Source organism: Oceanococcus sp. HetDA_MAG_MS8, assembly GCA_019192445.1.
Classification (GTDB): Bacteria; Pseudomonadota; Gammaproteobacteria; order Nevskiales; family Oceanococcaceae; genus MS8.
Window position 1 is genome coordinate 125,392 of sequence record JAHCMK010000002.1, and the last position, 24,361, is coordinate 149,752.

Below are 24,361 nucleotides of genomic sequence, written 5' to 3' on the forward strand. Positions count from 1 at the left end.
TAATTGACGGCAAGCGAAGGTTCTTGACGCTGCCTGTTTTCTTCAACTTGCAATATAGCGCTTCCCGCGAAATGCCAAAAGCACTAAAACCAAAAGCCAAAGCGGTTAGCAACGGACGCGCCAACTCTGAAACCGTGCCGGGCACCGACCGGGCTAGGAGTGATAGCCCCACCCACAACCCCTGGAGCCGGTCACCAGCGCACCAAAATGGAACACGTTAAACAGCGCCCCCTCATGGCTGCGCCTTGGGCTTGCAGATTTCCCGCACAAAGGCCATGGTGAGCTCCACATTTGCTTGGTGACGGATCAATGCGAGGGCTGGTCTTCGTTTTTGTAGGCGCAGTTGTTCTGGTAGGACTGTTTGTGCTCATTCCCAAAGAACAGCCGGACGCTGCCGCGAGCTCGGCGCAGAATGCAACAACAGCCGAGCAATCACCCAGCCCAGAGGCCAAGCACAGCGATTCGGCACGCCCTAAACGCTTGAGCTGGCGGATTCAGGATGGCGTGATCCAGGCCCTTGCCACCACTCCCCAGGTGCACAAAGGGGATGTGGTCCGCATTGAGGTGCTGAGCGACACCCACGATGAGGTCCATCTGCATGGGTATGACTACACCCTGCCCCTGCAGCCTGAACTGCCGGGAGTACTGCAATTCACTGCCATCCACTCGGGGCGCTTCGAGCTAGAACTGCACCATGGCCATCAGGTTTTGGGCGCTTTGACCGTGCTTCCCTAGGTCAACGCGCCCGCGCGGGCACGATGGGGCAGAATTTTGTGCGCGCAGCGTGGTGAAAACGACTGTTATGGCCGTTGCCATCATCCGGCTAGACCGCCGCGTAATCCAGCCGCTGTCCTAACCAGCGCTGCACCAAAGCCTGCGCCAAACTGGGATGCTCTTCGAGTGTATCTGCCACCCGCATGACCTGCGGCAGCAACTGCGCGTCCAGCATCACATCGGCAAAACGCAGACGCTGATCGCCGCTTTGCGCGGTCCCTAATAACTCACCTGGCCCACGCAGCTCTAGGTCTTTCTCGGCGAGCACAAAGCCGTCGTCGCTATCGCATAGAGCCTTGAGGCGCGCTCGCGCCGTGTCGCTTAAGGGGGTTTTGTGTAGCAGCACACAAAAACTCGCCTGCTCGCCGCGGCCGACGCGTCCACGCAATTGGTGCAACTGGGCCAGCCCCAAGCGCTCGGCTTCGTCAATCACGATAATGCTGGCGCCGGGCACATCCACACCCACTTCAATCACTGTTGTAGCCACCAGCACATGGGCGCGGTGAGCACGAAAGTCTTCCATGACCTGCATTTTCTCTGCAGGCTTGAGCTGACCATGCATCAGCCCGATCTGCAATTCGGGCAATTGCTCGCGCAGCAGTTCGGCAATATCTTCGGCGGCGGTTGCGTGCTCAGATTCGGACAAGGCTGGACAAACCCAGTAGGCCTGCCGACCCTCGGCGCAAACCACTCGGAGTCGCTCAATAACCTCTCCGCGCCGCGCCTGCGGCAGGCTAACCGTAGCAATAGGCTGCCGGCCTGGAGGGCGCGCGGTGATCTGCGAGATCTGCAAGTCGGCAAAAACGGTTTGTGCCAGGGTGCGCGGAATAGGCGTTGCGGTCATGATGAGCTGATGGGCGACCACAGCTCCGCTTTTATCGCGCAGGGCCAAGCGCTGACCCACGCCGAAGCGATGCTGCTCGTCCACGATGACCAAACCGAGTTGCTGAAAAACAACCTTGTCTTGGAACAGGGCGTGCGTGCCCACCACCACGGCCACATCACCTTGGGCCACGGCCTGCAATAGCTTTTTACGCTCGGCGGCGGTCTGCGAGCCTGTGAGCAAGCCCACTGGCTTACGCAGCGCTGCGAACCATGGCTGCAAGGTCTGCACATGTTGGCGCGCAAGAATATCTGTGGGCGCCATCAGAGCCACTTGAAAGCCCGCAGCCAAAGGCGCCACAGCCGCCAGGGCAGCCACCGCTGTTTTTCCGCAGCCCACATCCCCTTGGACCAAACGCAGCATGGGTGCGGCCTGCGCCAGCTCCGGGCGGATTTCCTCGAGTACAGCCTCCTGCGCCGAAGTCGGACTGAAGGGCAGCTGCTCGCGTAAAAGCTGCTCAGCCTGCGGCGCAGGCGGGCAGCGTGGAGCCTGCATAGTCACCATCCTGGCCCGCGTACGCGCGATGGCCAAACGCTGCGCCAGCCACTCTTCAAAAGCCAAGCGCTGGCGGGCCTCAAGCATATCCTCGCCGCCATCCACGGGAGGGGCATGCAAGGTGCGCAGGGCCTGCGCCACCTCCAACCGTGGCGCCACATCTTGTGGAATCAACTGGGGGAATAAGCTCTCCACCCGCTCCAAGGCCTGCTGCATGAGCTGATTGATGCGACCTTGAGTCAACCCGGCTGTGGTGGGATAGATGGGACTGAGCCTATCGCCCAAGTCAGGCAGCTGCTGCGGACTGGGCACAGGAGTCATCTGAGGATGAGCGCACTCCAAACCAAAACGCCCTTCGCGCACATCCCCCCAGCACAGCAGCCAATCACCCACGGCCAACTTCTCCTGGGGACCGCGACGGGAAAACCAGACCACACTCAACTCGCCCCGGTTGTCGGCCAGCTTGGCCTGCAGGCCAGGCCGCCGCCCGCCCAAAGGGCGCAACTGTTGAACTTGGCCGCAGAAACGTTGACTGTGGCCTCCCTGCAACTGGTTCAGCGGTCGCAGCTGTGTGCGATCTTCATAGCGTGAGGGTAGGTGCAGCAGCAGGTCTTCCACGCTGTGCACGCCCAACTTTTTGAGCTGCTCTACGGTACGTGGCCCAGCCCCACGCAGTTGCTGAATTTGCATGGCGACTCAAAGCCCACCGATTAGGCGGTGGGAACGACTGCTATGGCATCTGCCTCAACCACGGCGCCTTTGGGCAGGCTGGCCACGCCAATCGCGGCCCGCGCGGGGAAAGGCTGACTGAAGAACTCTTCCATCACCGCGTTCACTGCGGCGAACTGCCCCAGATCAACCAAGTACAGATTCAGCTTCACCACATCCTCCAAGCTCAAACCGGCCGCGTCCAAGACTGCAGCCAAATTCTTGAACACTTGGCGGGCGTGCTCGGCAAAATCGGCGCTAGGGATCAGCTCCATCGTCGTCGGGTCTAAAGGAATTTGCCCACTGAGATAGAGGGTATTGCCCGCCTGCACAGCCTGCGAGTAAGGACCAATAGCCGCCGGGGCCTTGTCGGTTTGAATGGCGCGATGTTGGGTCATAGATGTATCAAGTCAGAAACAAGTCACCATTGTGACCTAAGGAAATGCCGAATAAATCGCTGTGCTCGCAATCTGGCTCTTCGGCGGTGCTGACTCGGGACATCCCTGTCCCTCGCCGCAGGCGGCCGCTGCGCGGTCTCAATCGGCCGTCCTGCCGATTGGTCGTACTCCTCACATATCGTCCATATGCTGCGGGTTGTTCGCCGCGTCCATGCGGCTCACCCCTGCGGGCTACGCGCCGGTTTGATCCGGTCAAACCGGTCTGCGCTCCGGCGGCGAGCCACCTTGCTTCGCTCGCGGATTTCTTCAGCATGTCCCTAAGGCGGAGTGTGTTTATTGCGTGAGCAATGTCAGTGGAAGCGGCATAACACCCTGTTAACTCCGTACCCTCCGGCTCGGGTCTATGGGCCCTCGCTCGACTTTGGCGACATCTTTAATGCGGCGTAAGTTTCTCAGTACTTGGGCTAGGTGGGTGCGGCTTTTGATGGTGCAGAGAATCTGAAACTCGGTGAAGTCCCCGCTACGGTCATAAAGATTCACCCGCTCCACACTAGACTCTGCATCTGCAGCCGCCGTGGCCACCGCAGCGAGCATTCCGCGCCGGTTGGTGGAGTGGATCAGAATTTCCACGGGGTACTCTCCTTGCACCTCATCCGACCACACCACATCCACCACATCACGCGCATCACGTCCCTTGGGGTCGCTGTGAGTGCAATTCTGACGGTGGATCACAATGCCGCGCCCAGAGGAAAGTTTGCCGCGGATGGCATCTCCAGGTATGGGCCGACAGCATTTGGCAAACTCCAACACCATGCCTTCGGTGCCGGTGACCGCCAGAGGCGCGGCCTCAGGGTGAGGATCACGTGGGTCGGCTGCGATGAGCTGACGGGCAACCACCTGGGCCAGTCGTCGACCACGACCGATCTCAGCATAGAGCGCATCCATACTGGCTAAGTCCAAGCTTTTCAACACCGCATCGAGTTGATCGCGTCCAATTGATTTCACGTCAGCGCCGAGCTGACGCAAAGCCATTTCCAACAACCGCCGACCCAGCTTGCGCGCCTCATCCTCGCGCTGATGACGCAGCTTGTGCAGGATGGCGCTGCGCGCTTTGGCCGTACGCACGGTATTCAGCCAGACCGCATTGGGCTGCTGGCGCTTGGCCGTGATGACCTCCACACGCTGACCGTTCTGTAGTGGCGTCGCTAAGGAGGCTAGCTGACCATCAACCCTCGCAGCAACACATTGGTTGCCCAACTCGGTGTGAATGGCATAGGCGTAGTCCACCGGCGTGGCCGATTTGGGCAAGCGCACAATCTGGCCGCGCGGAGAAAATACATAGATTTCGTCTGGGAACAGATCGACCCGCACGTTCTCGACAAAGTCTTCAGGGTCGGCCGTTTGTTGATGCAAGGTCATCAAGTTATCCAGCCAGTCCCGTGCCCGCTGCTGCGGAGCCACCAGCCGCGAGTTACGCGAATCCAATTTGTAGAGCCAATGGGCGGCCACACCAGCCTCCGCCACCTGGTTCATCTCCCGCGTGCGAATTTGCACCTCAATCCGCACGCCTTTGGGCCCCACTAAGGTGGTGTGCAGGCTTTGATAGCCGTTGACCTTGGGATTGGCGATGTAGTCATCGAAGAGCTGCGGCAAGGGGCGATACACGCTATGGACCACGCCCAAGGCGCGATAGCAAGCATCGTCGCTCTCTACGATGACCCTAAAGCCATAGAGGTCCATCACATCCATAAAGCGCAGGTGCTTGCGCCGCATCTTGCGATACAGGGAGTACAAGTTCTTGCGCCGGCCCACCACGGAGGCCCCAATGCCCTCTCGCGCCAAGGCCTTCTCGATGCGAGCCTCGACTTCGCGAATGAGGTTTTTGCGCTTGTTCGATAACTGCTCCACCTGCTCTTTGAGCACGCGGTAGCGCACCGGATACAGGTTTGAAAAACCCAGATCTTCCAGCTCATTGCGCATGGACTGAATCCCCAGGCGCTGCGCAATCGGCGCGTAGATCTCCAAAGTCTCGCGGGAAATCCGCCGCCGTTTGGGAGCCGCCATGGCGCCCAGGGTGCGCATGTTGTGCAAGCGATCCGCCAGCTTGACCAAGATCACACGAATGTCGTCCGTCATGGCCAGCAGCAGCTTGCGCAAGTTGCGCGCCTGGGCCATTTCTCGACTGAGGTCGGACGCCTTGTCCATTTTGGACACGCCTTCCACGATGTGCTCTACGTCCTTACCGAAGCGGGCCTCCACTTCAGAAGCAGCGGCCTCGGTGTCTTCTATGACGTCATGGAGAATGGCGGCGGCAATCGTCGTCGCATCCAGCCGCATATCAGCCAGAATGCGCGCGACCGCAAGAGGGTGGTAGATGTAGGCTTCACCGCTTTTGCGAAACTGCCCACGGTGCGCGGCAGCGCCGTAGTCATGCGCGCGCCGAACCAGCTCGATATCTTCATCCGGCAGGTAGGACTCGAGCTGCTGGCACAGGGTGCCAATGCCATAAGCGCGATCAATCCTCTGCGTGCGCAGTGTGGTTTTGAGCTTTGTAAAAACGGGTATTTCCACGCCTTGCAGTGTAGTGCCTACAGCCTGTTCTTGGCACCTGCAGGATTTGCGCCGTTAAAACCCCAGCTCAACTTGGCCTGAAGAGCCTCTGCCCTGCACATTAAGGGAGCGCTAACGGCACCTGTGAGTAAAACCAAAGACCCGTTGCTGGAGCGCAACATCCGTATGACTTAACGCACACCTGAGACCTTGGCTGTTAACTGACGAGCGCCGCCGGTGGATTGAGTGCGCAGCCCAGCAATTGATTCTGAGCGTCCAAAGCCCACAACTCTTGAAGGCAATGGCCGGCTGGCTGCCTGCTCAGGATTCCCACGAAACTTGGGCACCTTGAGCCAAAGCGTTGGCGCAGTATTTGGCCGACTGAAGTGCCGCAAACAAAAACGGCCCCGATGGGGCCGTTTTCAAAAATCGCTGTCGGAGTGCTTGACTCAGTCGCTACCGATTTCGATGTTGCTAGTATCCACGCGGATAGTAGGCAGAGGAGGCAACTCTTCTTCTTCGAGCACTTCTACACCCACCAATTTCTCAGCAATTTCGCGCAGAGACACGACAGTGGACTTGTCGTGCTCCCACTTCAGCTGCGAGTGTGCGCCGCGGGCCAGGGCGCGAGCGCGGCGGGAAGCAGCCAAAGTCAGGTCAAACTGATTAGGGATGTGCTTCAGGCAATCTTCAACGGTTACACGGGCCATGGGCGCTCGGAGCTCTTAAACAACAACTTAGAAGTATAACAATTCACTGATAGACTTGAACAGCACTTGGGACACCGCCGAGCCGTTCGCTGATGCTGCTGTTGCATAAGGCTGCGCCTCGGACACCGCGCACAGGCCTGCCATGACCATCATTTTTATTCTTGCCCTGATTGCCATGGGCGCCCTGCTCTTGCTGCCCTTTCGTCTTTGGGCGGCACAGCTATGGCCGGAGCTACCCGGCGGCACCGCAGCGCTAGTGATCGTGGCCGCAGCACTTCTATATGCGCTGGAACATCTGCTGCGGCTTAGTCCCGTCGCGCTCTGGATCCTCTGGGCCACTTTTGCCCTAAGCGCGCTGTGGACGCAGCGCAGCAGCTTGGCTCAGCCTAGCCAGAAGTGGTTGGAAACTTTGGGCATACGCACGCCCTTGGCGGTGTGTGTCGCCCTGCTTTGCCTCATGTGGCCGCTGCTTTGGCGGGTTGCTTTCCCTAGCCTCTACGCCTCATCGGAAAAGCTCACCAATTTACTGTTCCTACAGAACTTCTTATTCGCCGATGGTCTGCCGGCCACTGATCGCTGGCTGCCTCCTTATAAGTTCGACTTTTACTACCCGCTGCAGTACTACCTCATGAGCCTGCCTGGCCGCATGCTGAACCTCTCAGCAGGGCTCTTGTATCAATGTGGATTCGTATTCTTCGTGGCCAGCACCTTGTATGCGGCCTTTAGCCTGGGCCGTCTCGCCTTAAGGCAACACACCATGGCATGGGTCCTGCCACTGGTTATGGGCTTTGCCGGCACGGGCGCAGGCCTCGTCAGCGTGATATGGCACTACCTCAAGCTCGGACAGGGACAAAACGCCGCATTCATCGCACTCACCACCGAAGCGCGCTTTAACGGCCAAGCCTTCTACAAAATTCTTGGCCAACCCAATCCTTTTAACAGCCCTCAGCTACCGCCCGAGCAACCACTGGAGTACTTTGCCTACCAAATCTTTCTCGGTGACTTCCATCCCACGCTGAGCGGATTTTTGCTGTTGATGGTGCTGTTGGGCGCCCTGTGGATATTGAGCCGTCCCCAGCCGGAATCTGAGGCACTGCCACTAGGGCAGCCGGCACTGCTGATGTTGTTAGGCGCCCTACCCCTCACCATGCTCGCCAGCAACTCCTGGCTATTCCCGCATATGGTGATGGTCACGGGCCTTTGGTTCTTATGGACGTATTGGCGAGACCGCAGCACACATGCCACATTGCATCGCCTTGCCTGGATGAGTGCAGGCGCAGCACTCAGCCTCGTCATCTTCTTCCCCGTGTTACAGGGACTTGCTGGACGCAGCCTGAATGTGGGCATGCGCTTAGTGCCCTGGGAATATCGAGGCAGCATCTGGCCCTACATCATCCAGTTTTGGCCACTGTATGTGCTTATCGCACTCAGCCTCTGGCAACAACGCTTACGCCAAATTGGAGGGTTCATCGCCGCTTCCACATTGGTGCTGCTGCTCTTCAACGCCGTGTTCTACATGAACGACTTATCAGTCAACACTTACGAGCGCACCAACTCTGCCCTCAAGTGGTGGAACTGGACCTGGACCCTTGGCCTCATCGGCGGCCTTATCAGCCTGCTGAACGCCCAGCAGCTCTGGCTACGCCGCCTGAGTTACGCCATTGTGGGCCTACTACTGGCCAGCGCCATTCCCTTGCTGAATCAACTACTGCTGCACACCGGGGATGATGTGGGCAAGATTCAAGGCGATCATATCTACACGCGCGATGCTGCGAACAAATCGATAATCGACCACCTGCGCCACCTCCCGCCCGGGATCGCACTTGAAGCCGTACGCGCAAACGCCTACGACGATTCTGGCGCGCTGTCGATGTGGGCCGAAAAAGCTATTTATCTGGGTTGGCCGGACCACCAATACACGTGGCGTGGCGGCATGAACGAAGTCGGCATACGCCGCGAAGCTATCGAAAAACTCTATTCCGGAAGCCTAGAAGCGGCGGACCAGTGGGCCATCAGCCGAGGTATTCGCTATATCTTATGGACACCTCGAGATTGTCGCGAGGGCGGCGGCCGAAGTGGATTCCTGAGAGTCGACACTACCCTCAAAACAGGCTACAGCTTCCAACGCACCGCTGACTGGGGTGATTGCCCGGTTGGCGTGTGGAAAAGACTTCCGTGACGCGGGCAAGCGAATGATGACCTGGAGCGGGAACCTGGACTGAGGCGTGGACACACCCGCAACTAAGGCGAAGATGCGCCAGCCCTTCGTATTTCTATTCATGAGTGGCTTAGGCACGCTTGCGCACTATCTCGTTCTCTACCTGGTTGTTCAGCGCAGCCCAGAGGCGGCATGGCTGGGTTCTATAGCAGGTGCGAGCACGGGCTTAGTTGTTAATTATCATCTCCATGCCCGAGTGACCTTCGCAGGTAGCCCGCGGGGCCCGCGAGCTTTTCTACGCTTCGTTGCCGCAGCGGGCGCAGGGTTTATGATGAACGCCCTATTAATGGCCCTCGGTTTACTGTGGAACTGGCATTGGCTGGGTGCGCAGGTTTTCGCGACATGTGGCGCGCTCATCTGCAACTACGCTCTGGCCAAACTGTGGGTGTTTAACAAACCACTGTTGGCAAAGGAAAGCGAGTAACGCGTATGGCATTAGCGCAACAACCAGACCTCAGCGTCGTTGTTCCAATGTACAACGAAGCCAGTGTGCTAAGCCTCTTCTGGAAGCGGCTTAGCTCCGTGCTCGCCGGAATGCCGGAAGTACGGACCGAAATAGTGTTTGTTGACGATGGATCGCGTGACGATAGCGCCAAGCGTGTATCCATACTGCAAAAACAAGACTCTCGAATACGTCTACTGGTGCTGTCCCGCAATTTCGGCAAAGAGGCCGCCATGACAGCTGGCTTGGATCACTGCCGTGGTGATCGCGTGCTGATCATTGATGCCGACCTTCAAGACCCGCCGGAACTCCTGCCAAAGATGTGGGCATTAGCGAATGAGGGCTTCGACGTTGTCATACCGCAGCGCACAGCCCGTCCTGGAGAAACAGCGTCCAAGGTCTTCTTCTCCGAGGCGTTTTACTGGTTTATGCGCAGGATCCGCGCCAATGTCACTCTCACATCAGGAACGGGGGATTTTCGTTTGTTCTCGCGAGAGGCGGTAGACGCGATCAAGCAGCTGCGCGAACAGAACCGGTTCATGAAGGGAATTTTCGATTGGGTTGGCTATAAAAGAGTATTCCTCCCCTATCAGCGCGAACCAAGAGCGCGCGGCCTGAGCAAGTTCAACTTCTTCAGCTTGCTTGGGCTTGCAATCAACGGTATTACCTCTTTCTCCACTGCGCCGCTAAAGCTTGCGACGATAGCTGGCTGTGTTGCCGCGCTCTCGGCATTTGCCTTTGGCGTCTACATCATCTGCAAAACGCTGATCTACGGGGACCCTGTTAGGGGTTTCCCTACGCTAGCAGTTACAATTTTGTTCTCCTCTGGCGTACAGCTATTGACCATCGGAATCCTCGGCGAATACATCGGGAGGATCTACAATGAAGTGAAAGGACGTCCGCTTTACGTATGCAAAGCCGCAGAGCACAGCGCAGATTCATCGGCGTAACGGTATTCATGATGTCAGCCTCCGCCATGGCGGCCGATGAGCGCAAATCCTTGCGCGATTACGGCATCGAAGGCTTCTACGCTCAGCGCGATGTGGCACATACTGTGCTTGTAGGATATGGGTTTGCCGGCCCCAACGGGGTTGCATCACCATTAGCCAAGGTTGGCACGCAGCTGTTGCTGATGTTCAGTGGCGGCGGGGCTGTCATTGGTGACGTGCTGACCAAGAAGCCTGCAACACAATCAGCTGAGGACGCCAAGTCGGCGATTGCGCCTGACAACTAGAACTTATTTACGGGTTTGTTTGTCGACAAGCCAGCCCACATCACCTAGACTTACGTTAGAACAACGCATTGGGGAAGGTTCCTGAATGAAAACGAGGACAGCATTGGCGCTATCCGTAGCGCTTGGAGTTGCTCCGGCATTGGTAGTTGGCCCAGTTTGGACAACGCAAGCGCAAGCCGCTCAGTCGAGCGCACTCACTCTTGCCCAGGCTCAATCTGTGGCAAGCGAGCTCGGCATGCCTGTGGAAAGCGCATTAGAGGCGGGTTATATGACCCAAAGCGCTCAGGGCTACTTTGTAACGCGCTCAGGCGCTAATGCGCTACTCGCAGCGATGCAGGGTTCGGGAGCCGTTGCTGCTCAAACCAGTCTTCTGGGACTTAGCCAGGCTGAGCTCGTCGCCATTCTTTCTGGTGTTCTGGGTTTTGGTATCGTGATCCTCTCAGATGATGATTCTGATGGCCGTGCTCCCGGACCAACGGTGACGCCGACAGTTACGCCAACCCCAACGGTCACGCCAACTCCGACGGTTACGCCAACCCCAACGGTTACGCCAACCCCAACGGTTACGCCAACTCCAACGGTTACGCCAAGCCCAACATTGCAGCCGCCGCCGTCGACTACCACTACGACTACAACGACGACGACGACGACGACCTCTACCTCAACGTCTGCATCTGGCACGCGGTAGGTTCAACACGAAAGAAAAAGGCCGGGTCTCCGGCCTTTTTTTTGCAGTAAGTAATGACCCGAGTCGTACTTTTCGACTCGGAAACTATTGAGTTTCAACTATGCGGCGTAGTGCATTAGCTCTTGCACTTCTTGGCCACTCTTTAGCGGCGTTTGCTGGGTCTTATGCGGACGTGGGCGCAATGTTGTACGGAGCGCCTGGCTGGCTGCAAACACCTGTTGCGACAATGCCAGACGAGGGAACGGTGAGTTTCTCTTTGGCACATGAGCTACCGTACCGGAACTTGTCCTTGGGAATGCAGGTTTTCCCTTGGTTAAATTTCGCCGCACGTTATACCGCCATCGACGATAGGCCCTACGGACGCGGAGTTGACCAGTCCTACAAGGACAAAGGTTTCGACGTTGTTCTCCGCCCCATTAGTGAAACGAAGTGGCGCCCCGGCATCGCTATCGGATTACTTGACCTCGCTGGTACTGGTTTCTTCAGTTCTGAGTACTTAGTTGCGACCAAATCTATTCAGAGTTTCACCTACAGCCTAGGCATTGGTTGGGGTCGACTCGGACAGTCGGGGGATTTTGACAATCCCGCGGCCGAGATCGCAGCTTCATTGGCGGAGCCTCGTCAGGGCTTTGATGGTGTCAGCGAGGGCGGAACACTTATCGCCGACAATTGGTTCTCCGGACCAAGTGTAGGGCTGTTTGGTTCTGTTGCTTGGCGTAGCCCCACGCGCCGCTGGGCCGTCGTTGCTGAATGGGATGGCAACACCTACGACAACGGTGTGGGAAACACCCGCACTAGTAATAACGAGCCTGCCTTCGACCGAATCATATCCCACACTAGGCTCAATTTCGGCGTCCGCTGGCGCATGCGGCCAGGCGTCGACCTGACGGCGAGTTATGTGCGCGGCGACACTTTAGCCATTGGCCTACGCTTTCACTCAAACTTCCGCAGCCAGCGGATTGTTGCTCGCCAGCCCCTCCCCAGCATGTACCTGGAGCCAGTTCAGAGAAAGAACGACGTGAGTCAGTGGCAAGATGCCATGTGGAACTTCAACGTCCCTCCCCACACAATTGCTCTCTCCAGTACACAGGCCGAACTTGAAGTGGCGATGGAAGGTTCAGGGCGATTTTTAGAGGACGGACTTGCGGCCGCCAGACTGACCTTCTTCGCTTTCCCTGCGCTCGAGGGCGTCACGGTAAATAGCGTACGCGCGGGAATGCCCGTAGGCAAAGTCGTATTCGATCGAGAAGAGGTTGAAGCGCACAATAGGGGCGACATCTCTTGGGTTGAACTGCACGACCGAGTGGACATTACTGACGCCGAAATCCCTAAGCAGGATAGCGTGCCTAGATTACAAACGCAGTCCTTATTGAAATATCCAACACTCTCAACGCAACTCACCCCTGCGCTGCGCTCTAATATCGGCGGCCTAGACGGATTCTTCCTCACCGACGTGCAAATTAAACCTGGCGTTCGACTGCAATTGACACGTAACCATAGCGTTTCATCAACTCTTGGCATCCGAGTTTTTGGCTCATTAGACAATGTGCAGCCACGCAATACCAGTGTTCTACCCAATGTCAGGTCCCAACTAGAGCGGTATCAATCAACGTCCGGCGCGGCCTACCTCGAAACCTTAGAGTGGAACTCATTTATTAAAGGCCCGAAACCTTTCTACTTTAAATTTGCGGCGGGCATATTGGAGGAAATGTTTGGCGGAGCTTACTTTGAAGCGCTATACAATCCTTTTGGTTCGCGTTTCGCGGTCAGCGCCGACATCGCCTACGTACGACAACGAGATTTCGACCAACGCTTCAGCTTCTTGGACTACAGCGTCGCCACAGGCCATGTCACCGCCCATTGGCGTACTCCCTATAAAGGCGTACAAGTCGATTTGAGTGCGGGGCGTTACCTTGCAAAGGATGTGGGGGCGACATTACGTGTTTCTAGAACCTTCGCATCAGGATTTGCCGCCGGGGTGTTCGCGAGCAAAACGAATGTCAGCGCTGAGGAGTTTGGCGAAGGCAGTTTCGATAAAGGCTTTTTCTTATCCATTCCATTCTCTGGCTTCGATCCTAGAGCCACTCGTGGGGCGGTTAGCCTTGACTACCGCTTCCTGACCCGCGACGGTGCGCAAAAGCTGCAGATCAACCGCCGCCTCATTGACGAAGTCGGCTTCGCCCAACCGCATTAGGACAGCCTCATGATCGAAAGACTCTTCGTTATGTGCGTCCTCTGCGTGACCGTCAGTTCATGCGCATTCGTTGATCGCCTTGCATCTCGAACACCCTCTTCTACAGCGGATAAGGCATTCCGCTACAGCAACGAAACCTTTGATTCATTGAACCTGGACTACTCTGTCATCGTTGAACCAGGACGAGGCTTTTCGTCAGACGACACAATTACGCCCATGCTATTGGCGGAGCCGAAGACTCCCTATGGTGACCTGTGGATGGGGTCCTACGGCCGTGTTTACGGTTTAACACCCAACGGACCCGCGTTAGTTGATGGTTTCAACCACTCGTCCTACCGACTGCAAGAAGCGGTAGCTACTGAGCCGGACGACCAACTCAAACGCATCACGACCACAAACGACACACTACTCACACGAATGGAGGAATTCACAATCATGCCTTCAGAGATGTGCAGCAGGTACTGTGAGTTCGTGACAGACTGCCAGGCGCTCATGTATTCATTATATGACAGCACATCAGGCTGGAAACGCCTGGACGTGACGGTTGTAAAGTCAGGTTCGACTGTTGTGTACACACGATCCAGCGACCCTAATAATGGCTTTGCGTCCCTTGAGTGGGTTTACCCTAGTCAACATTGGTGTCCTGAAAGCTGAGCTCAGGAATTCCCGAATAGCTTGCCCAGCACTTCTTTCTGACGATCGTTGAGGCGACGATGCGCGAGTTGTTGGTGAATCACCTGAGCCGAAGCAGAGTAACCGTGCTCCATGAGCCGTCGGATCATCCGCAGAGCAAGTGTCGTGGGGATATGATCTTTGCTATCTGCCATTCCAGCAAAATATGGAACAACACTGCTATTCACAAAGTCTGAGACGTCCGCATGATCACCCTGGGCTAGCCGTAGATTCAGCCTGAGCATCATAGCCCTACGATGTGTTGCTTGTTGAACTTCTTGGACATCGAATATCTGGAGTTCAGTGGCATGCTTCTGGTACATCAGGGAGACACAATGCTCAGCGACCTTTGGACGGCCACTTGCTAACGCCCTTTCAGCGAGTTCTGCCAAGTAGGTCGCAGACCTGTGCCGTCGCGCCCTCGATGCAAGTATCTTGTGTGCCTCTGCCTCGCAAGCGTCATTGCAGAGCAGCCCAAACAGAGCGCTCCCAAGTCCAAGCTCGTCAAGCACCCTAGCAACGCCATGGCCATAGTGATTTAACGGAAGAGCTGTACGAGTGTGAGTGCCATGGAGCTTAAGAAGAGATTCCGCATGCAGAATGTCTGGCGTGTGAGGATCATACAAGACTGCAAGCCGTCGACATAATATTGACTGTGTAGAATCGGGCCAAAACATCGACTCTAAACCATTTTTGTAGCGCCCTAGGCGACGGTCTAAGCCAGCATCACGGTGGGCGATAGGCCCACTCAACACGAGCACGGGAAAGTGGACGAATCGACTCAGCCATATGGTCATTGGACAACCCGCAGAGAAACCAATGGCCCCAATAAGGTCAGCGCGAGACTTCAGAAAAGCCAAAAGCTCATCGGTCACGTCCGAAGGCAAGTCTATAAAGTTGTTCCCGGCTATTGATACCAGTTCAAGTGTGTCGTATCCAAGGTGGCCAGCATAGGCAACACCTGGGCCGTCTGTTGTCATGGACGAGCCACCTAATCCAGTTGCCACAACAATTAACCCACGACTTGCTCCGGTCTGACTGGGCTTAAAGGTAATTCTCGATGTTGTGGATCGCCAGAAGTGCCGCATAACCGGTATTTTGGCCTAAAGGATACTTGTTTGGAATCAGCAAATGGTCTTTAACTCAACCACGGCTTGGCTCTTTAACCGTCTATTCATGCACTTCTATCCACCCCAAACCGCCTCGAATGTACGGTACTACTGAAGCAAATGGCGTTGAATCATGAAGTCATGCGTGGCTTGATGTAGATTCACCGGACTATTTCTGGACAGGTGGAATGGCGTCGTTACTTCCCAGTCTTGTCGCAATACACACAGGCGACAAACCAGCCTGACGAAGCCCCGTCCCTTAAACCTCATCTATCGCGGACTAGGTAACCATCGGTAACGAGACCGCCATCGCAGAACATCGAAGTTGCGGCTCGGCGCATAGACGAATGGAGCCATGAGTGCGACTCTCAACGGCCGAAACGCCTTAACCTCAACAAGCCTTTTTAACCAATCTGCCAGCCGGACTGAGAGCGACAATAAACGTTCTTCACCATCCGTCATGGAGTCTGATCCCAGCGGTTGGGGCCTACGCGCGGGCGTTAGGTTAGCACTTTGAATTGCTGTGCAAGTGAAGCTTTGCTCGATAGAAGCTTTTGCGGCGGGAAATGTCTATCGCCTCAACGTGAGCTGACATCTATCAAGTAGATCGACATTCACTTTAGGATCTTTTACTACGCCGCTCAAAAAAAAGGCCCCCTCACCAAGTGAGGGGGCCCTCCAATCATCTTAGCTGAACGCTACGTTATGGAGTGGTGAAGCCACCCGTAACTACGTTACCCGCTCCGTCGAGGATGCGGCGGAGGTAGCTGTGGTTGATTGCACTCGCGTAGTTAGCTTCAGCCGCATCCGGGCCAAAGGTACGCTGTTTGAACACGAAGCCCAGTACAGGTGCGCCTTCAACTTCTGCGTCTGGCGTGTCGCCGCCAACAACTGGCTGAGCAGGAGTCGCGAAGACCACGTCAAGATCGGCGTTGCCGCTCTCGTTGAGGTCCAGGGACATCCAACCAGCAGTAGTGTTGAAGTCGCTATTACCAACGTTCACGGTATCCACATCGTGCTCACCTTGACCGAAGAAGTTCGGGTCATTGGCAGCAGAGCGGAGGACAGACTTGCTGTTGAAGGTAATGATGTTGACTTCGTTACACAGGTCGAAACGCTGGCGAGACGTTGGTGGAGAAGGAGAAACCGTTACGTCGTCATTGAAGACAACAACGTTTTCTTCTTCGGCACGGTCATACAAGGCCACACCAATTTCCAGGCAAGATGCGCCGTCGAAGGTTTCTTCGAATGGAGCATAAGCATCCGCCAAGCGGTATTGCGTCTGGTCGTTGCCGTTGATGCCGAAGTAGTCTTCAACAACAAAGGTTTCGAAGCCGCGGAGCGTGCCCGTGGTGCCTGCCAAAATCGACTCCGGACGGGAGGTGTTGAACTCAGCGCCGGTGGTGCCGTCAAGATCGAAGGCAAACGGAGCAGGAACGGTGCCGTCAACCAACTCGCCGTTTTCGTCACGGTCGAAGATGCCTGGGCCGATTGCTTGCTGAGAGCCGTAACCATTTGGACCGGTGCTGTCGACATAGAAGTTCTTCACAGGGAAGGTAACAATCCAGTCGGTGATTTCAGCAACCGGTGGCACGCCGTCAGAAGCCCATTCGTTGAACACGTTGCGACGGGTCAACAAAGCTGTAACGGCATCAACACCACGAACGTTGTTAGGAACGTTTGCACCAGCAACAGTGCCGTTTGCCGGAGCAAGCGAAGCTGCTTGGTTGGAGATGTCGTCCCAGAAGTTTGCTACTTCAGGGAAAGCGTTGTTGAGAGATGGCTCCAAGAACGCGTAGGTAACCTGCTCAGCGATGAAGTTCTGGCAAGAGTTGTTACCGCCGTTGGGCTGCCAATCTGCCAGGCCTTCACCGACGCTAGCTTCACGCTGGTCGCCAATGTTGACTGTGCAGGTTGCGTTGTCAGCAGCGTTGACCGCACCGTCAAGTGCAGCAGCACCAGGGTTGTAGAAGTTAGCCAGAGTGGTAGCTTCGTAACCGGCTTCAACACCACGACCTGGGTTCAACAAACGAACGTTGAACTTCAGAGCATTGGTAGGCTCACCAAATTCTGCGGCGGTGCCGTAGAAACCTGGGTTACCAGTTCCGCCCCATACCGGACCGTAGCCGTTGTTGTTCGGACCAACGTTGCGGCGACCGAAAGCTGCGTTCAGGTAATCACAGTCATGCTCTTCGATGGCCCAAGGAGCTTGCTTGTCAGCAGTGCTCAGATCATCGTAATCAGAAGGCAGGTCTTCGATGTCATCTGCGCCCAGCACAAAAAACTCGATGTAACCTTCTTTCAAGCGGTCCAGCGAAATCGGGCCGCCATCTTCTTCGATGCCGCGCACTTCTTCACTGAAAGCGCCATTGGTGTTGCCACCATAAGCTTCCGCCAACAGGGTGGTTCCCGTGGTGGAAGTAGCAACAGATGCAGGAACCGTGCAGGTTGCTTCGCCGTCACCGTTTTCTTGGTCACGAACTAGCAGCACAGCTTTGTTGTCAGACGCGCGCTCTTGCACAACTGCAGTGAACACGTCGAACGCTGACAAGCCTACGATGAAGTCAAGGGAATCACGGCTATTCTGCGCCTCACGGAAACGCACTTTGACCGCAATCGCCTCGTTGGTGGTGTTGGTCAGGTTGATGGTCGTCAACCAGCCATTTTTAACAGTGTAATACGGCGCGATTGCCACCTCACCGACACCGTCGGTGGAGATGTTGACCGCCTGCGCCGACCCTGCCGCCAACGCTGCAGACAGCGCGGTTGCGGCCAAGCCGAAGCCCTTACTCTTCATTTTCATTACAACTCCCAAGTTGGAGACCCAATAACTAAAAAACCCCAGCGGGGACAGACTTTATGGCAACGAGGACTGAGAGCCCCTCAAACCTCACGCCATGAAGCGTTTTGCCACGTCTCGCCGCCATTATCGCCTTCCAAAGCGGGATGTCAACTATATGAGTTGACCCTGCCCAATTCCTTTAGAATGCATTCCTGACGACGGGACCCTGCGGGGCAGGTTCTCCCCACCCGCTCGCTAACTGTATCACTTTCTTGACGGATCCAGCATTGATTCTTGTTCTTGGCATGCACCGAAGCGGGACCAGTTTCCTTGCCGGCACCCTTCAAACCTACGGGCTCTACTCCGGGACGGTGCACGAGTGGTCCAAACATAATCGGCGTGGGAATCGTGAAAACCCAGATGTGATGGCGCTTAATGATGCTTTACTGGTACGCAACGGTGCCTCTTGGGATTCTCCGCCAAAACAAGGGGTTATATCGGCTTGGGGTGATGATCATCGTGCTGAGGGGGTAGCTATTCTTGAGCAGATGGAAGTCGAAGCTGAGGGCCGTCCAATTGGGTTCAAGGACCCTCGCACCCTTTTGACTCTGCCGTTTTGGGAGGCCAGCGCTAGTTCAATCCGCACCATCGGGACATTGCGTTCTCCTGTTGCCGTCGCCAAGTCACTCCACAGTCGTGACAAGAGCATGGGCATCGAGCAGGGGTTTCATCTATGGGAAATTTATAACCGCGTGCTGCTTGAAGAAATCGCGCATGACAGATGCGTTGGATTGGTGAATTTTGATTGGAAAGAGCGTGATTTGCGCGCAACAGCTCACGTATTAGCTCAGAAATTAGCTCTGCCCTGGAGCGCTCAAAGAACGTCTGACTTTTACTCCACCGAGCTTAGGCACCAAACCGGCGGAGTGCCTTTGAATACCTCCGAGCCGCAACCTAGCCTCGCTCAAAAGGAGCTGTACACGGAGTTGAGTCATGCGGCGATGAAAAGCAAAGCTGGGTGGCTGAGGCAAACAATGTTCAGGCTGTCAGCGAGACGGTCTAGGCTGTGATCCTTCCCTTCTAGCGCTACGCAGTCTATTCTTCCGCGAAGGGGCATATCTACTGACGAAAGGGAGACCGGCGATGCCGATCCGAGACATACTTCGAGCCTGCGTCGCGGGCATTTTTTGCGGCGTTAGCAGCACAGCTCTAGCCGTAAACATTTCCACCGACGACGTTGGCGAAGTGGCAGTAGCGCCACATTTCAGCGTTCAAGACGGCTGGATTAGCGTTTTGAACATCACGAATACTCGCGATGTACCTATCGCGATACGTGTCAACATTCGCGAAAGCATGAACGGGCGACTCACGTCGACCTTTGTGGTGGCGCTGTCCGCATTCGACGTATTTAGCGGTGTTATAAAACCCGCACGTGGGAACCCTGAGGAAACCGTATTCGTCGGCATCGACCAACCGGGCCCCAATGGCTCGCCAACCTGCACAGTACCTCGTAGGTTTGGCGACGGGTCCGAGCAACCGCTGTTTACAGCCGGGTATTTAAGCTCGCAGTTCCTCTTACAGCCGGTAGGTTTAGTTGGGCTCGATACCGAGTTTGTCTTGAACCAGGTGCCCGCTCTAGGCCCTGCTTTGGTCAACGTGTTAAGTCTCGGCGACAATGATGACGGTGGGCCGCAGACCACGTCTAGGTTGCGCGAAGGATACATAGAGTTCATCGAGATGGGCTTCGCATTCGCAGACGATGACCCTTTTTCAAGTGGCGACAGCTTCGTTCCGGTTGAGGATGCCAATGGGGATTTAATTTTCGACCCCGCCCGCAGCCGCATTAATATCGGTAATGCCATAGAAAACCACGACTGCGATCTTGTTGAGCTGGCGTTTTCCGGCGCCGAACGTGATCTGGACCCTGGGGCAGACGGCATACTTGGTCCTGATGATGAGGTCAGGGACGTCCTTGCCAGCAATGGCCGGATCCGACGCATTTTGGAAACGGCGCGACAATTTGGCGAGCCCATAAACGCCCTCAAGTTCAACCTGCGGATGCTGAACCCTAGCCAAGGAACAGAATTCGGGGTGCCTGGGACGACCTGGGCTAACTTCTACAACCCTGCTGCCCCGCTCAGCGCAGCTGCGGATGAGCAGCTCCTCATTGATGCATTGAATGATGATATTGAGACCGAGCTTCTCATCCCCGTTGATATCGACCTTTCTCCACTACTGGATATCGGCACTTTGACCCTCGGCGAGCTACTTGAGTTGGGGGGGACGAACGTCATCGAAGAACTGCTAAGCGGCTTCGGGACTGGCTTCGGCTTGCAAGGGCTACTCGATTTACTGCAACTTTCTGAATTGCTAACCCCATCGGAGCCTGCTGACCCTTCGGTAGACTGTGGAGCAGTGGCCGAGGGTGGCGCCACTGATGCTTGTGTACGACCTGCGGACAATGCGGCATGTGGAATCACACGCGGTGACCAGCGCACTAACATTTATCTTGATTGGCGACCTGACGGAGGACGCCCCGACGTCGGCATTCTTCGTGGTGTACGCGACTTGGTGGCGACCCTCGCGGAAACCCTAGGTGACCCTTCCGAGGGCGGAACCAATCTCGCATCAATACTGAATGACACACTCGGATTAAACATCTCCAGCTCCGCGGATTTGAACGCTCTGGGAAGCTGCCGCAACCTCATCACGGTTGCTGAATTTGCTGAAGGGACCCTGCCACCAGCACAAGCTTTAGAGCCATCTCTCAATGACGCATTTCCGGCTGTTGCACTGGTAAGCGACGACAGCAACAACCGCACGCTGGAGCTCCGACCAGCATTTTCCACCCCTGCTGGCTTCAATTTGCCGGAGGACAAACGCGGGGTCGACGCGCTGAGTTTGACCATCATGCACTCAGCTGCAACAAATGAGTGGGAGTTTGCGCCTGGGTCGGCAGCAGAATGGGTTGTGAGCATGCCAACCAAGCCTTTCTACACGGATGGGGCAGCGGACCCGCTAGGTGTGGGGCTTGCAAAGCCGGGAGGTTTTTCCGCAATTTCTCCGCGAAGCACCAGCCCCATTACCGAAACTCCGTTTGGCCTTGGTCTGTTGGAATCAACCTCGCGACCAGAGACCATTTTGTCGGGTCGCCTAACAGCCAACGTGGTAAACGCTAGCGTTGGAGACACAGGCAGCTTCACCCTCATCGGTGCAAATGTGGATCTGCCCGAACAAGAGCCCTACCCGCCGTTTAGAGAACCTTTCGGGCCCAAACAGGAGCTTGGAGAGGATGCTTTTCTACTCTTCCCAGACATCAGCATTAATCCTAGCGGCGTGAGAGCCAATGCACGCTCCTGTAATGCATCGTTTGGAGCGATGTATGACCGCGCTGGTCAGCAATACCTGTTGCCTCCGGCGCCAGGTCCCCTTAATAGCTTCATATCTCTCCTGCCTGGAGTCTTTGGTAGCACATCCGCCGAACCGCTAGGAGCATCCTTGCTGTTTTCAGGTCCTATTCCGCAGTTCCAAACCGATCTTTGCTATGCCAGCAATACCATCACCTTTGGATCGCAGCCGATTACCAGTGGGGTAGGCGATGATTCCACAGATGCCATGCGCGAGACGAATATCCCCCTACCAGCGCCTGCAAGCAGCCAATTTGACGGGAATAGCCGCTCTGGCTGGTTAGATATCACCTTCGGCTACAGCCCTATTGACGGCTACAATCCTATTGATGTCGCGGAAGTTGTGGCGCTCAACTTGGGCAACCCTTACTTGTGGGTGTGGAAGCATTCTCGCTGGCTTCTATAGGCGAGACACCGGCCGACGGAAACGTCATCCCAGTTAACGCCACCGTTGTACAGGGACCCCCATTCGGCGCTTGCGATGGCGTAGTAGGCCCAACATCGTCCTGTGACGGCATACTGCAAGGGCTACCAACCGTAGGCTACAGCCTGAAAGTCCGCACCTTCGGGAATGCGGCTGGCAGAAACTACGCTTCAGCGGTACGTCATAGTTACCGGCGCTCTATCCTTCTGGAGGATTAATCGCTGTTAATCGCGACCTCGCGAACTTATTGAACTGAGCTTAGCCCCGTCTTGATGACGGGGCTTTTTTTTACGAGCTTCGCACGCGCACTAACAGTTGTGCTCGCGTGCTCGACTTTGTCGTGAACAGTAAAGTTATCAAGCCTGCTTGACGGGGCGCCTTTGGGTAATCTCCCTACATTTCCCTGACCATACGTTTCGCGCCCGAGCTGAACCGCAAGGCACCGCGCCTAGCCACATCTAGCCTGGTAAGCCCAGCAGGTTGCTTACATCGAAGGTTACGACCGAACCGTCTGCTATGTCTGTCTAGGCCGATTCTTTTTTCTGATCTCAGGGAGATGCACGGGCACGCAGGCCACTACAGACTGCGGTGATTACTGCTTTCCTACTAGCAACTTCTGCGCGTAAACAAGAAATGTGTCGCGCATACGCGGCCAGCTAGACTGAACATATCCCCGAGTCAACCTGGCACGGTCGAAATAGCGGCCTGAGAGGGATTCGTCGAGTATTGTCTCGCGGATTAAGTCCGGCTTGATCACATTCTGTCGTGCGTTGATGGTTGTTTGTACTGTCGTACTCCAGTTGGGTCTGGCGCCTATAGCCACGGGGCCCATCGCAACCATGCGCCGCGGCCCAAAAGGTATTCCAACGCCCAGGCGTAGCGCTTCGTTGTCTTTCTGACGGTCGCGAACATAGCTGAGCTCCAAGGAGGTATCACCGAAGAAGCGGGTAAGCCGGACCTGGCCACCTTCGTCATCAGCTTGATAGCGCCCCCAGGTCAAATCCAGCATGGCATCAGCCGCACCCCACACATAACGTGCAGTACCTGTCCAAGAGTCCACTTCTTCTGGCATAGCCTCTTGAGCTCTCAACGAATCAGACCGGCGCTCTGCCTCGAAGTAGCGTGTTTCCAATTGCAGACCGCTACCTTGGAGCGGCTGCAAGAGCAGCTCGGCGGAAACAAGATCGCTATCAAAACCGAACATCTGTGTTCTTCCGTAATAAGCACGCAGTGCCCCCCAACGACTGAGCGGAAGGGTTTGGTAAATACCACGGTTAAACCAGGTAGATGGCAGCCTGAAGCTTCGGAAGTCGCCACGCCTATCTGCAAAATCATCTGAAGACGCAAACTCGTCCACGCCCTCATAGAAGGCAACCGCTCCCTTCCAGAGTGGAACACGTAGGGTTGTCTCTGCGCCAAGGCTGTAGTCAAGAACTCCCACTTCAGTGGCCAACCCATAACGCAGTGCGGGGGCTAACATAACGTCAGCAACAGCTTGTTTGCGCCATGGAACATCAGGCGCGTCAGCATGCCGCCCCAAGGCGAACTCGAATTCGGGGCTAGGCCCCGAGGCGATGAACAAACCTTCCCTCAGAGACTGCACGGGCGCTGATACCCAAAATTGCGGTAGGCCATCCCGCGCAACCTGTACCACAGCCTTTTGGGACTCTGGGCAGTGAACGGCAATAACACCAAGAGCGACACCTGCCGCATCTACTGCTGACTGGTGATAACGCCGCCCATCCATACTCATAGCGACCGTCTTGCCCTGATCAGAAATACTGACTGCAACCAGCTCTAGCCCTAGTGCAGTTGCCGTCTCTGCCAATGCGGGCTGACTGCAGATGCCCGCGTTGGCCCTGTGCGACCGCGATTGTGCCCATTGGCCGCGCTGCTCCAGCCCACTGACCACATTTACTGGGTCCAGTATCGCAGTTGGTGCGGTGTATCCAAGACGTTGCCACCTGCGTGTCTGGCCTAAATCGAAGGTCGCCCCAATACCAAAGCCTTGGTCCGCATTACGCCCACTAGCGAGAGCTCGATAACGCAGGAAAACACGCGCCCCCCGCCAAACATCTCCGGTGGATAGCTCAGTGAGTAAAGTCCGTTGGTGTGTGTCTTCATCAAACGCGACGGAAAAGTAACGACCTAAGTCTGCGCGAACACCATAGAACACCCCATCCAGCGTCTGACTACCATGACCCAATGTCGCCTCGAGAAAGCGCCAGCGATGTGTTGCCACAACATAGCTAGCGGCAAAACGACCAGTACCACTGGCATCCCTGAGCCCCAAAGAGACCGTGGGTTGATTAGGGCGAGACCAGATCTTCAACTTGAGATTCGTCGACAAGTCTCTGACTGCTGAGCCATCGAAACGCCGCGTATCAGTGTTCGCAGAGAACCCTCGCGCCCCCCCTGACAGCAATCTTCCACCTATTTCCAGCCTAGAAAAGAGGCCCAAGGAAAAAGCATAGTTATCCGACTCCTGCGTGTCCGTGGCCTCGGAGAACGGAATAACGTCTGACACCGAAAGCTGCATCTGACCTAGTGGCGTCAACGTGGCAGTGGGGACATTTGTGTATCCAGCATACCCACTGTCAGAGAGGAGCGGTCTACTCGTTGGGTACGCCGCCACGCATGTAGAGGCTGTTATGAGCGCAATGACCGCGCAGA

The 24,361-nt window shown here is 56.1% G+C and carries 15 protein-coding genes; 8 read left to right on the forward strand and 7 right to left on the reverse strand.

Annotation, left to right across the window (positions count from 1 at the left end):
• Positions 1-309 precede the first annotated feature (309 nt).
• Complete coding sequence (locus tag KI787_03445; GenBank protein ID MBV6628987.1) at positions 310-735, forward strand: hypothetical protein; 426 nt, start codon at positions 310-312, stop codon at positions 733-735.
• A gap of 88 nt (positions 736-823) precedes the next feature.
• Here the strand turns inward: KI787_03445 and recG are convergent, their stop codons facing one another.
• The 4 genes from recG to rpoZ all read right to left on the reverse strand — a co-directional run bounded on the left by recG (position 824) and on the right by rpoZ (position 6,518).
• Positions 824-2,842: an ATP-dependent DNA helicase RecG gene (gene recG / locus KI787_03450; protein MBV6628988.1), complete on the reverse strand. Its 2,019-nt coding sequence runs from the start codon at positions 2,840-2,842 to the stop codon at positions 824-826.
• Positions 2,843-2,862: 20 nt separating this feature from the next.
• Positions 2,863-3,258 (reverse strand): RidA family protein, encoded by a 396-nt coding sequence (locus KI787_03455; GenBank protein ID MBV6628989.1) that lies wholly within the window; start codon positions 3,256-3,258, stop codon positions 2,863-2,865.
• Positions 3,259-3,633: 375 nt separating this feature from the next.
• The gene (locus KI787_03460; GenBank protein ID MBV6628990.1) at positions 3,634-5,751 is read right to left on the reverse strand and encodes a bifunctional (p)ppGpp synthetase/guanosine-3',5'-bis(diphosphate) 3'-pyrophosphohydrolase; all 2,118 of its coding nucleotides are present in this window, start codon (positions 5,749-5,751) and stop codon (positions 3,634-3,636) included.
• Positions 5,752-6,257: 506 nt separating this feature from the next.
• The gene (gene rpoZ / locus KI787_03465; protein ID MBV6628991.1) at positions 6,258-6,518 is read right to left on the reverse strand and encodes a DNA-directed RNA polymerase subunit omega; all 261 of its coding nucleotides are present in this window, start codon (positions 6,516-6,518) and stop codon (positions 6,258-6,260) included.
• 142 nt (positions 6,519-6,660) lie between these two features.
• Between rpoZ and KI787_03470 the strand changes: the two genes are divergently transcribed.
• From KI787_03470 to KI787_03490, 5 genes are all read left to right on the forward strand, one after another.
• Positions 6,661-8,697, forward strand: coding sequence for a hypothetical protein (locus tag KI787_03470; GenBank protein MBV6628992.1), 2,037 nt, complete (start codon positions 6,661-6,663; stop codon positions 8,695-8,697).
• A 46-nt stretch (positions 8,698-8,743) separates the two neighbouring features.
• Positions 8,744-9,160, forward strand: a complete 417-nt coding sequence (locus KI787_03475; protein MBV6628993.1) for a GtrA family protein — start codon at positions 8,744-8,746, stop codon at positions 9,158-9,160.
• Between the two features lie 5 nt (positions 9,161-9,165).
• Positions 9,166-10,128, forward strand: a complete 963-nt coding sequence (locus KI787_03480) for a glycosyltransferase family 2 protein (GenBank protein MBV6628994.1) — start codon at positions 9,166-9,168, stop codon at positions 10,126-10,128.
• Between the two features lie 8 nt (positions 10,129-10,136).
• Positions 10,137-10,412 (forward strand): hypothetical protein, encoded by a 276-nt coding sequence (locus KI787_03485; GenBank protein MBV6628995.1) that lies wholly within the window; start codon positions 10,137-10,139, stop codon positions 10,410-10,412.
• A gap of 788 nt (positions 10,413-11,200) precedes the next feature.
• Positions 11,201-13,294, forward strand: coding sequence for a YjbH domain-containing protein (locus tag KI787_03490; GenBank protein MBV6628996.1), 2,094 nt, complete (start codon positions 11,201-11,203; stop codon positions 13,292-13,294).
• Positions 13,295-13,950: 656 nt separating this feature from the next.
• Here KI787_03490 and KI787_03495 read toward each other — a convergent pair.
• Together KI787_03495 and KI787_03500 are read right to left on the reverse strand one after the other, a co-directional pair.
• Positions 13,951-14,289 carry a hypothetical protein gene (locus tag KI787_03495; protein ID MBV6628997.1) on the reverse strand — a complete coding sequence of 113 codons (339 nt, stop codon included), beginning with the start codon at positions 14,287-14,289 and terminating at the stop codon, positions 13,951-13,953.
• Between the two features lie 1,489 nt (positions 14,290-15,778).
• The gene (locus KI787_03500) at positions 15,779-17,878 is read right to left on the reverse strand and encodes a hypothetical protein (GenBank protein ID MBV6628998.1); all 2,100 of its coding nucleotides are present in this window, start codon (positions 17,876-17,878) and stop codon (positions 15,779-15,781) included.
• 251 nt (positions 17,879-18,129) lie between these two features.
• Between KI787_03500 and KI787_03505 the strand changes: the two genes are divergently transcribed.
• Positions 18,130-18,927 carry a hypothetical protein gene (locus tag KI787_03505; GenBank protein MBV6628999.1) on the forward strand — a complete coding sequence of 266 codons (798 nt, stop codon included), beginning with the start codon at positions 18,130-18,132 and terminating at the stop codon, positions 18,925-18,927.
• A gap of 73 nt (positions 18,928-19,000) precedes the next feature.
• The gene (locus KI787_03510; GenBank protein ID MBV6629000.1) at positions 19,001-21,670 is read left to right on the forward strand and encodes a hypothetical protein; all 2,670 of its coding nucleotides are present in this window, start codon (positions 19,001-19,003) and stop codon (positions 21,668-21,670) included.
• A gap of 610 nt (positions 21,671-22,280) precedes the next feature.
• Here KI787_03510 and KI787_03515 read toward each other — a convergent pair.
• Complete coding sequence (locus KI787_03515; GenBank protein MBV6629001.1) at positions 22,281-24,323, reverse strand: YjbH domain-containing protein; 2,043 nt, start codon at positions 24,321-24,323, stop codon at positions 22,281-22,283.
• Positions 24,324-24,361 lie beyond the last annotated feature (38 nt).

Excerpts from the sequence above, each read along its gene's own strand:
- KI787_03500 (MBV6628998.1), bottom strand. The coding sequence starts at position 17,878 with ATGAAAATGAAGAGTAAGGGCTTCGGCTTGGCCGCAACCGCGCTGTCT.
- KI787_03495 (MBV6628997.1), bottom strand. The coding sequence starts at position 14,289 with ATGTACCAGAAGCATGCCACTGAACTCCAGATATTCGATGTCCAAGAA.
- KI787_03490 (MBV6628996.1), top strand. The coding sequence starts at position 11,201 with ATGCGGCGTAGTGCATTAGCTCTTGCACTTCTTGGCCACTCTTTAGCG.
- KI787_03510 (MBV6629000.1), top strand. The coding sequence starts at position 19,001 with ATGCCGATCCGAGACATACTTCGAGCCTGCGTCGCGGGCATTTTTTGC.
- KI787_03470 (MBV6628992.1), top strand. The coding sequence starts at position 6,661 with ATGACCATCATTTTTATTCTTGCCCTGATTGCCATGGGCGCCCTGCTC.
- KI787_03445 (MBV6628987.1), top strand. The coding sequence starts at position 310 with ATGCGAGGGCTGGTCTTCGTTTTTGTAGGCGCAGTTGTTCTGGTAGGA.
- KI787_03455 (MBV6628989.1), bottom strand. The coding sequence starts at position 3,258 with ATGACCCAACATCGCGCCATTCAAACCGACAAGGCCCCGGCGGCTATT.
- recG (MBV6628988.1), bottom strand. The coding sequence starts at position 2,842 with ATGCAAATTCAGCAACTGCGTGGGGCTGGGCCACGTACCGTAGAGCAG.
- rpoZ (MBV6628991.1), bottom strand. The coding sequence starts at position 6,518 with ATGGCCCGTGTAACCGTTGAAGATTGCCTGAAGCACATCCCTAATCAG.
- KI787_03480 (MBV6628994.1), top strand. The coding sequence starts at position 9,166 with ATGGCATTAGCGCAACAACCAGACCTCAGCGTCGTTGTTCCAATGTAC.
- KI787_03485 (MBV6628995.1), top strand. The coding sequence starts at position 10,137 with ATGATGTCAGCCTCCGCCATGGCGGCCGATGAGCGCAAATCCTTGCGC.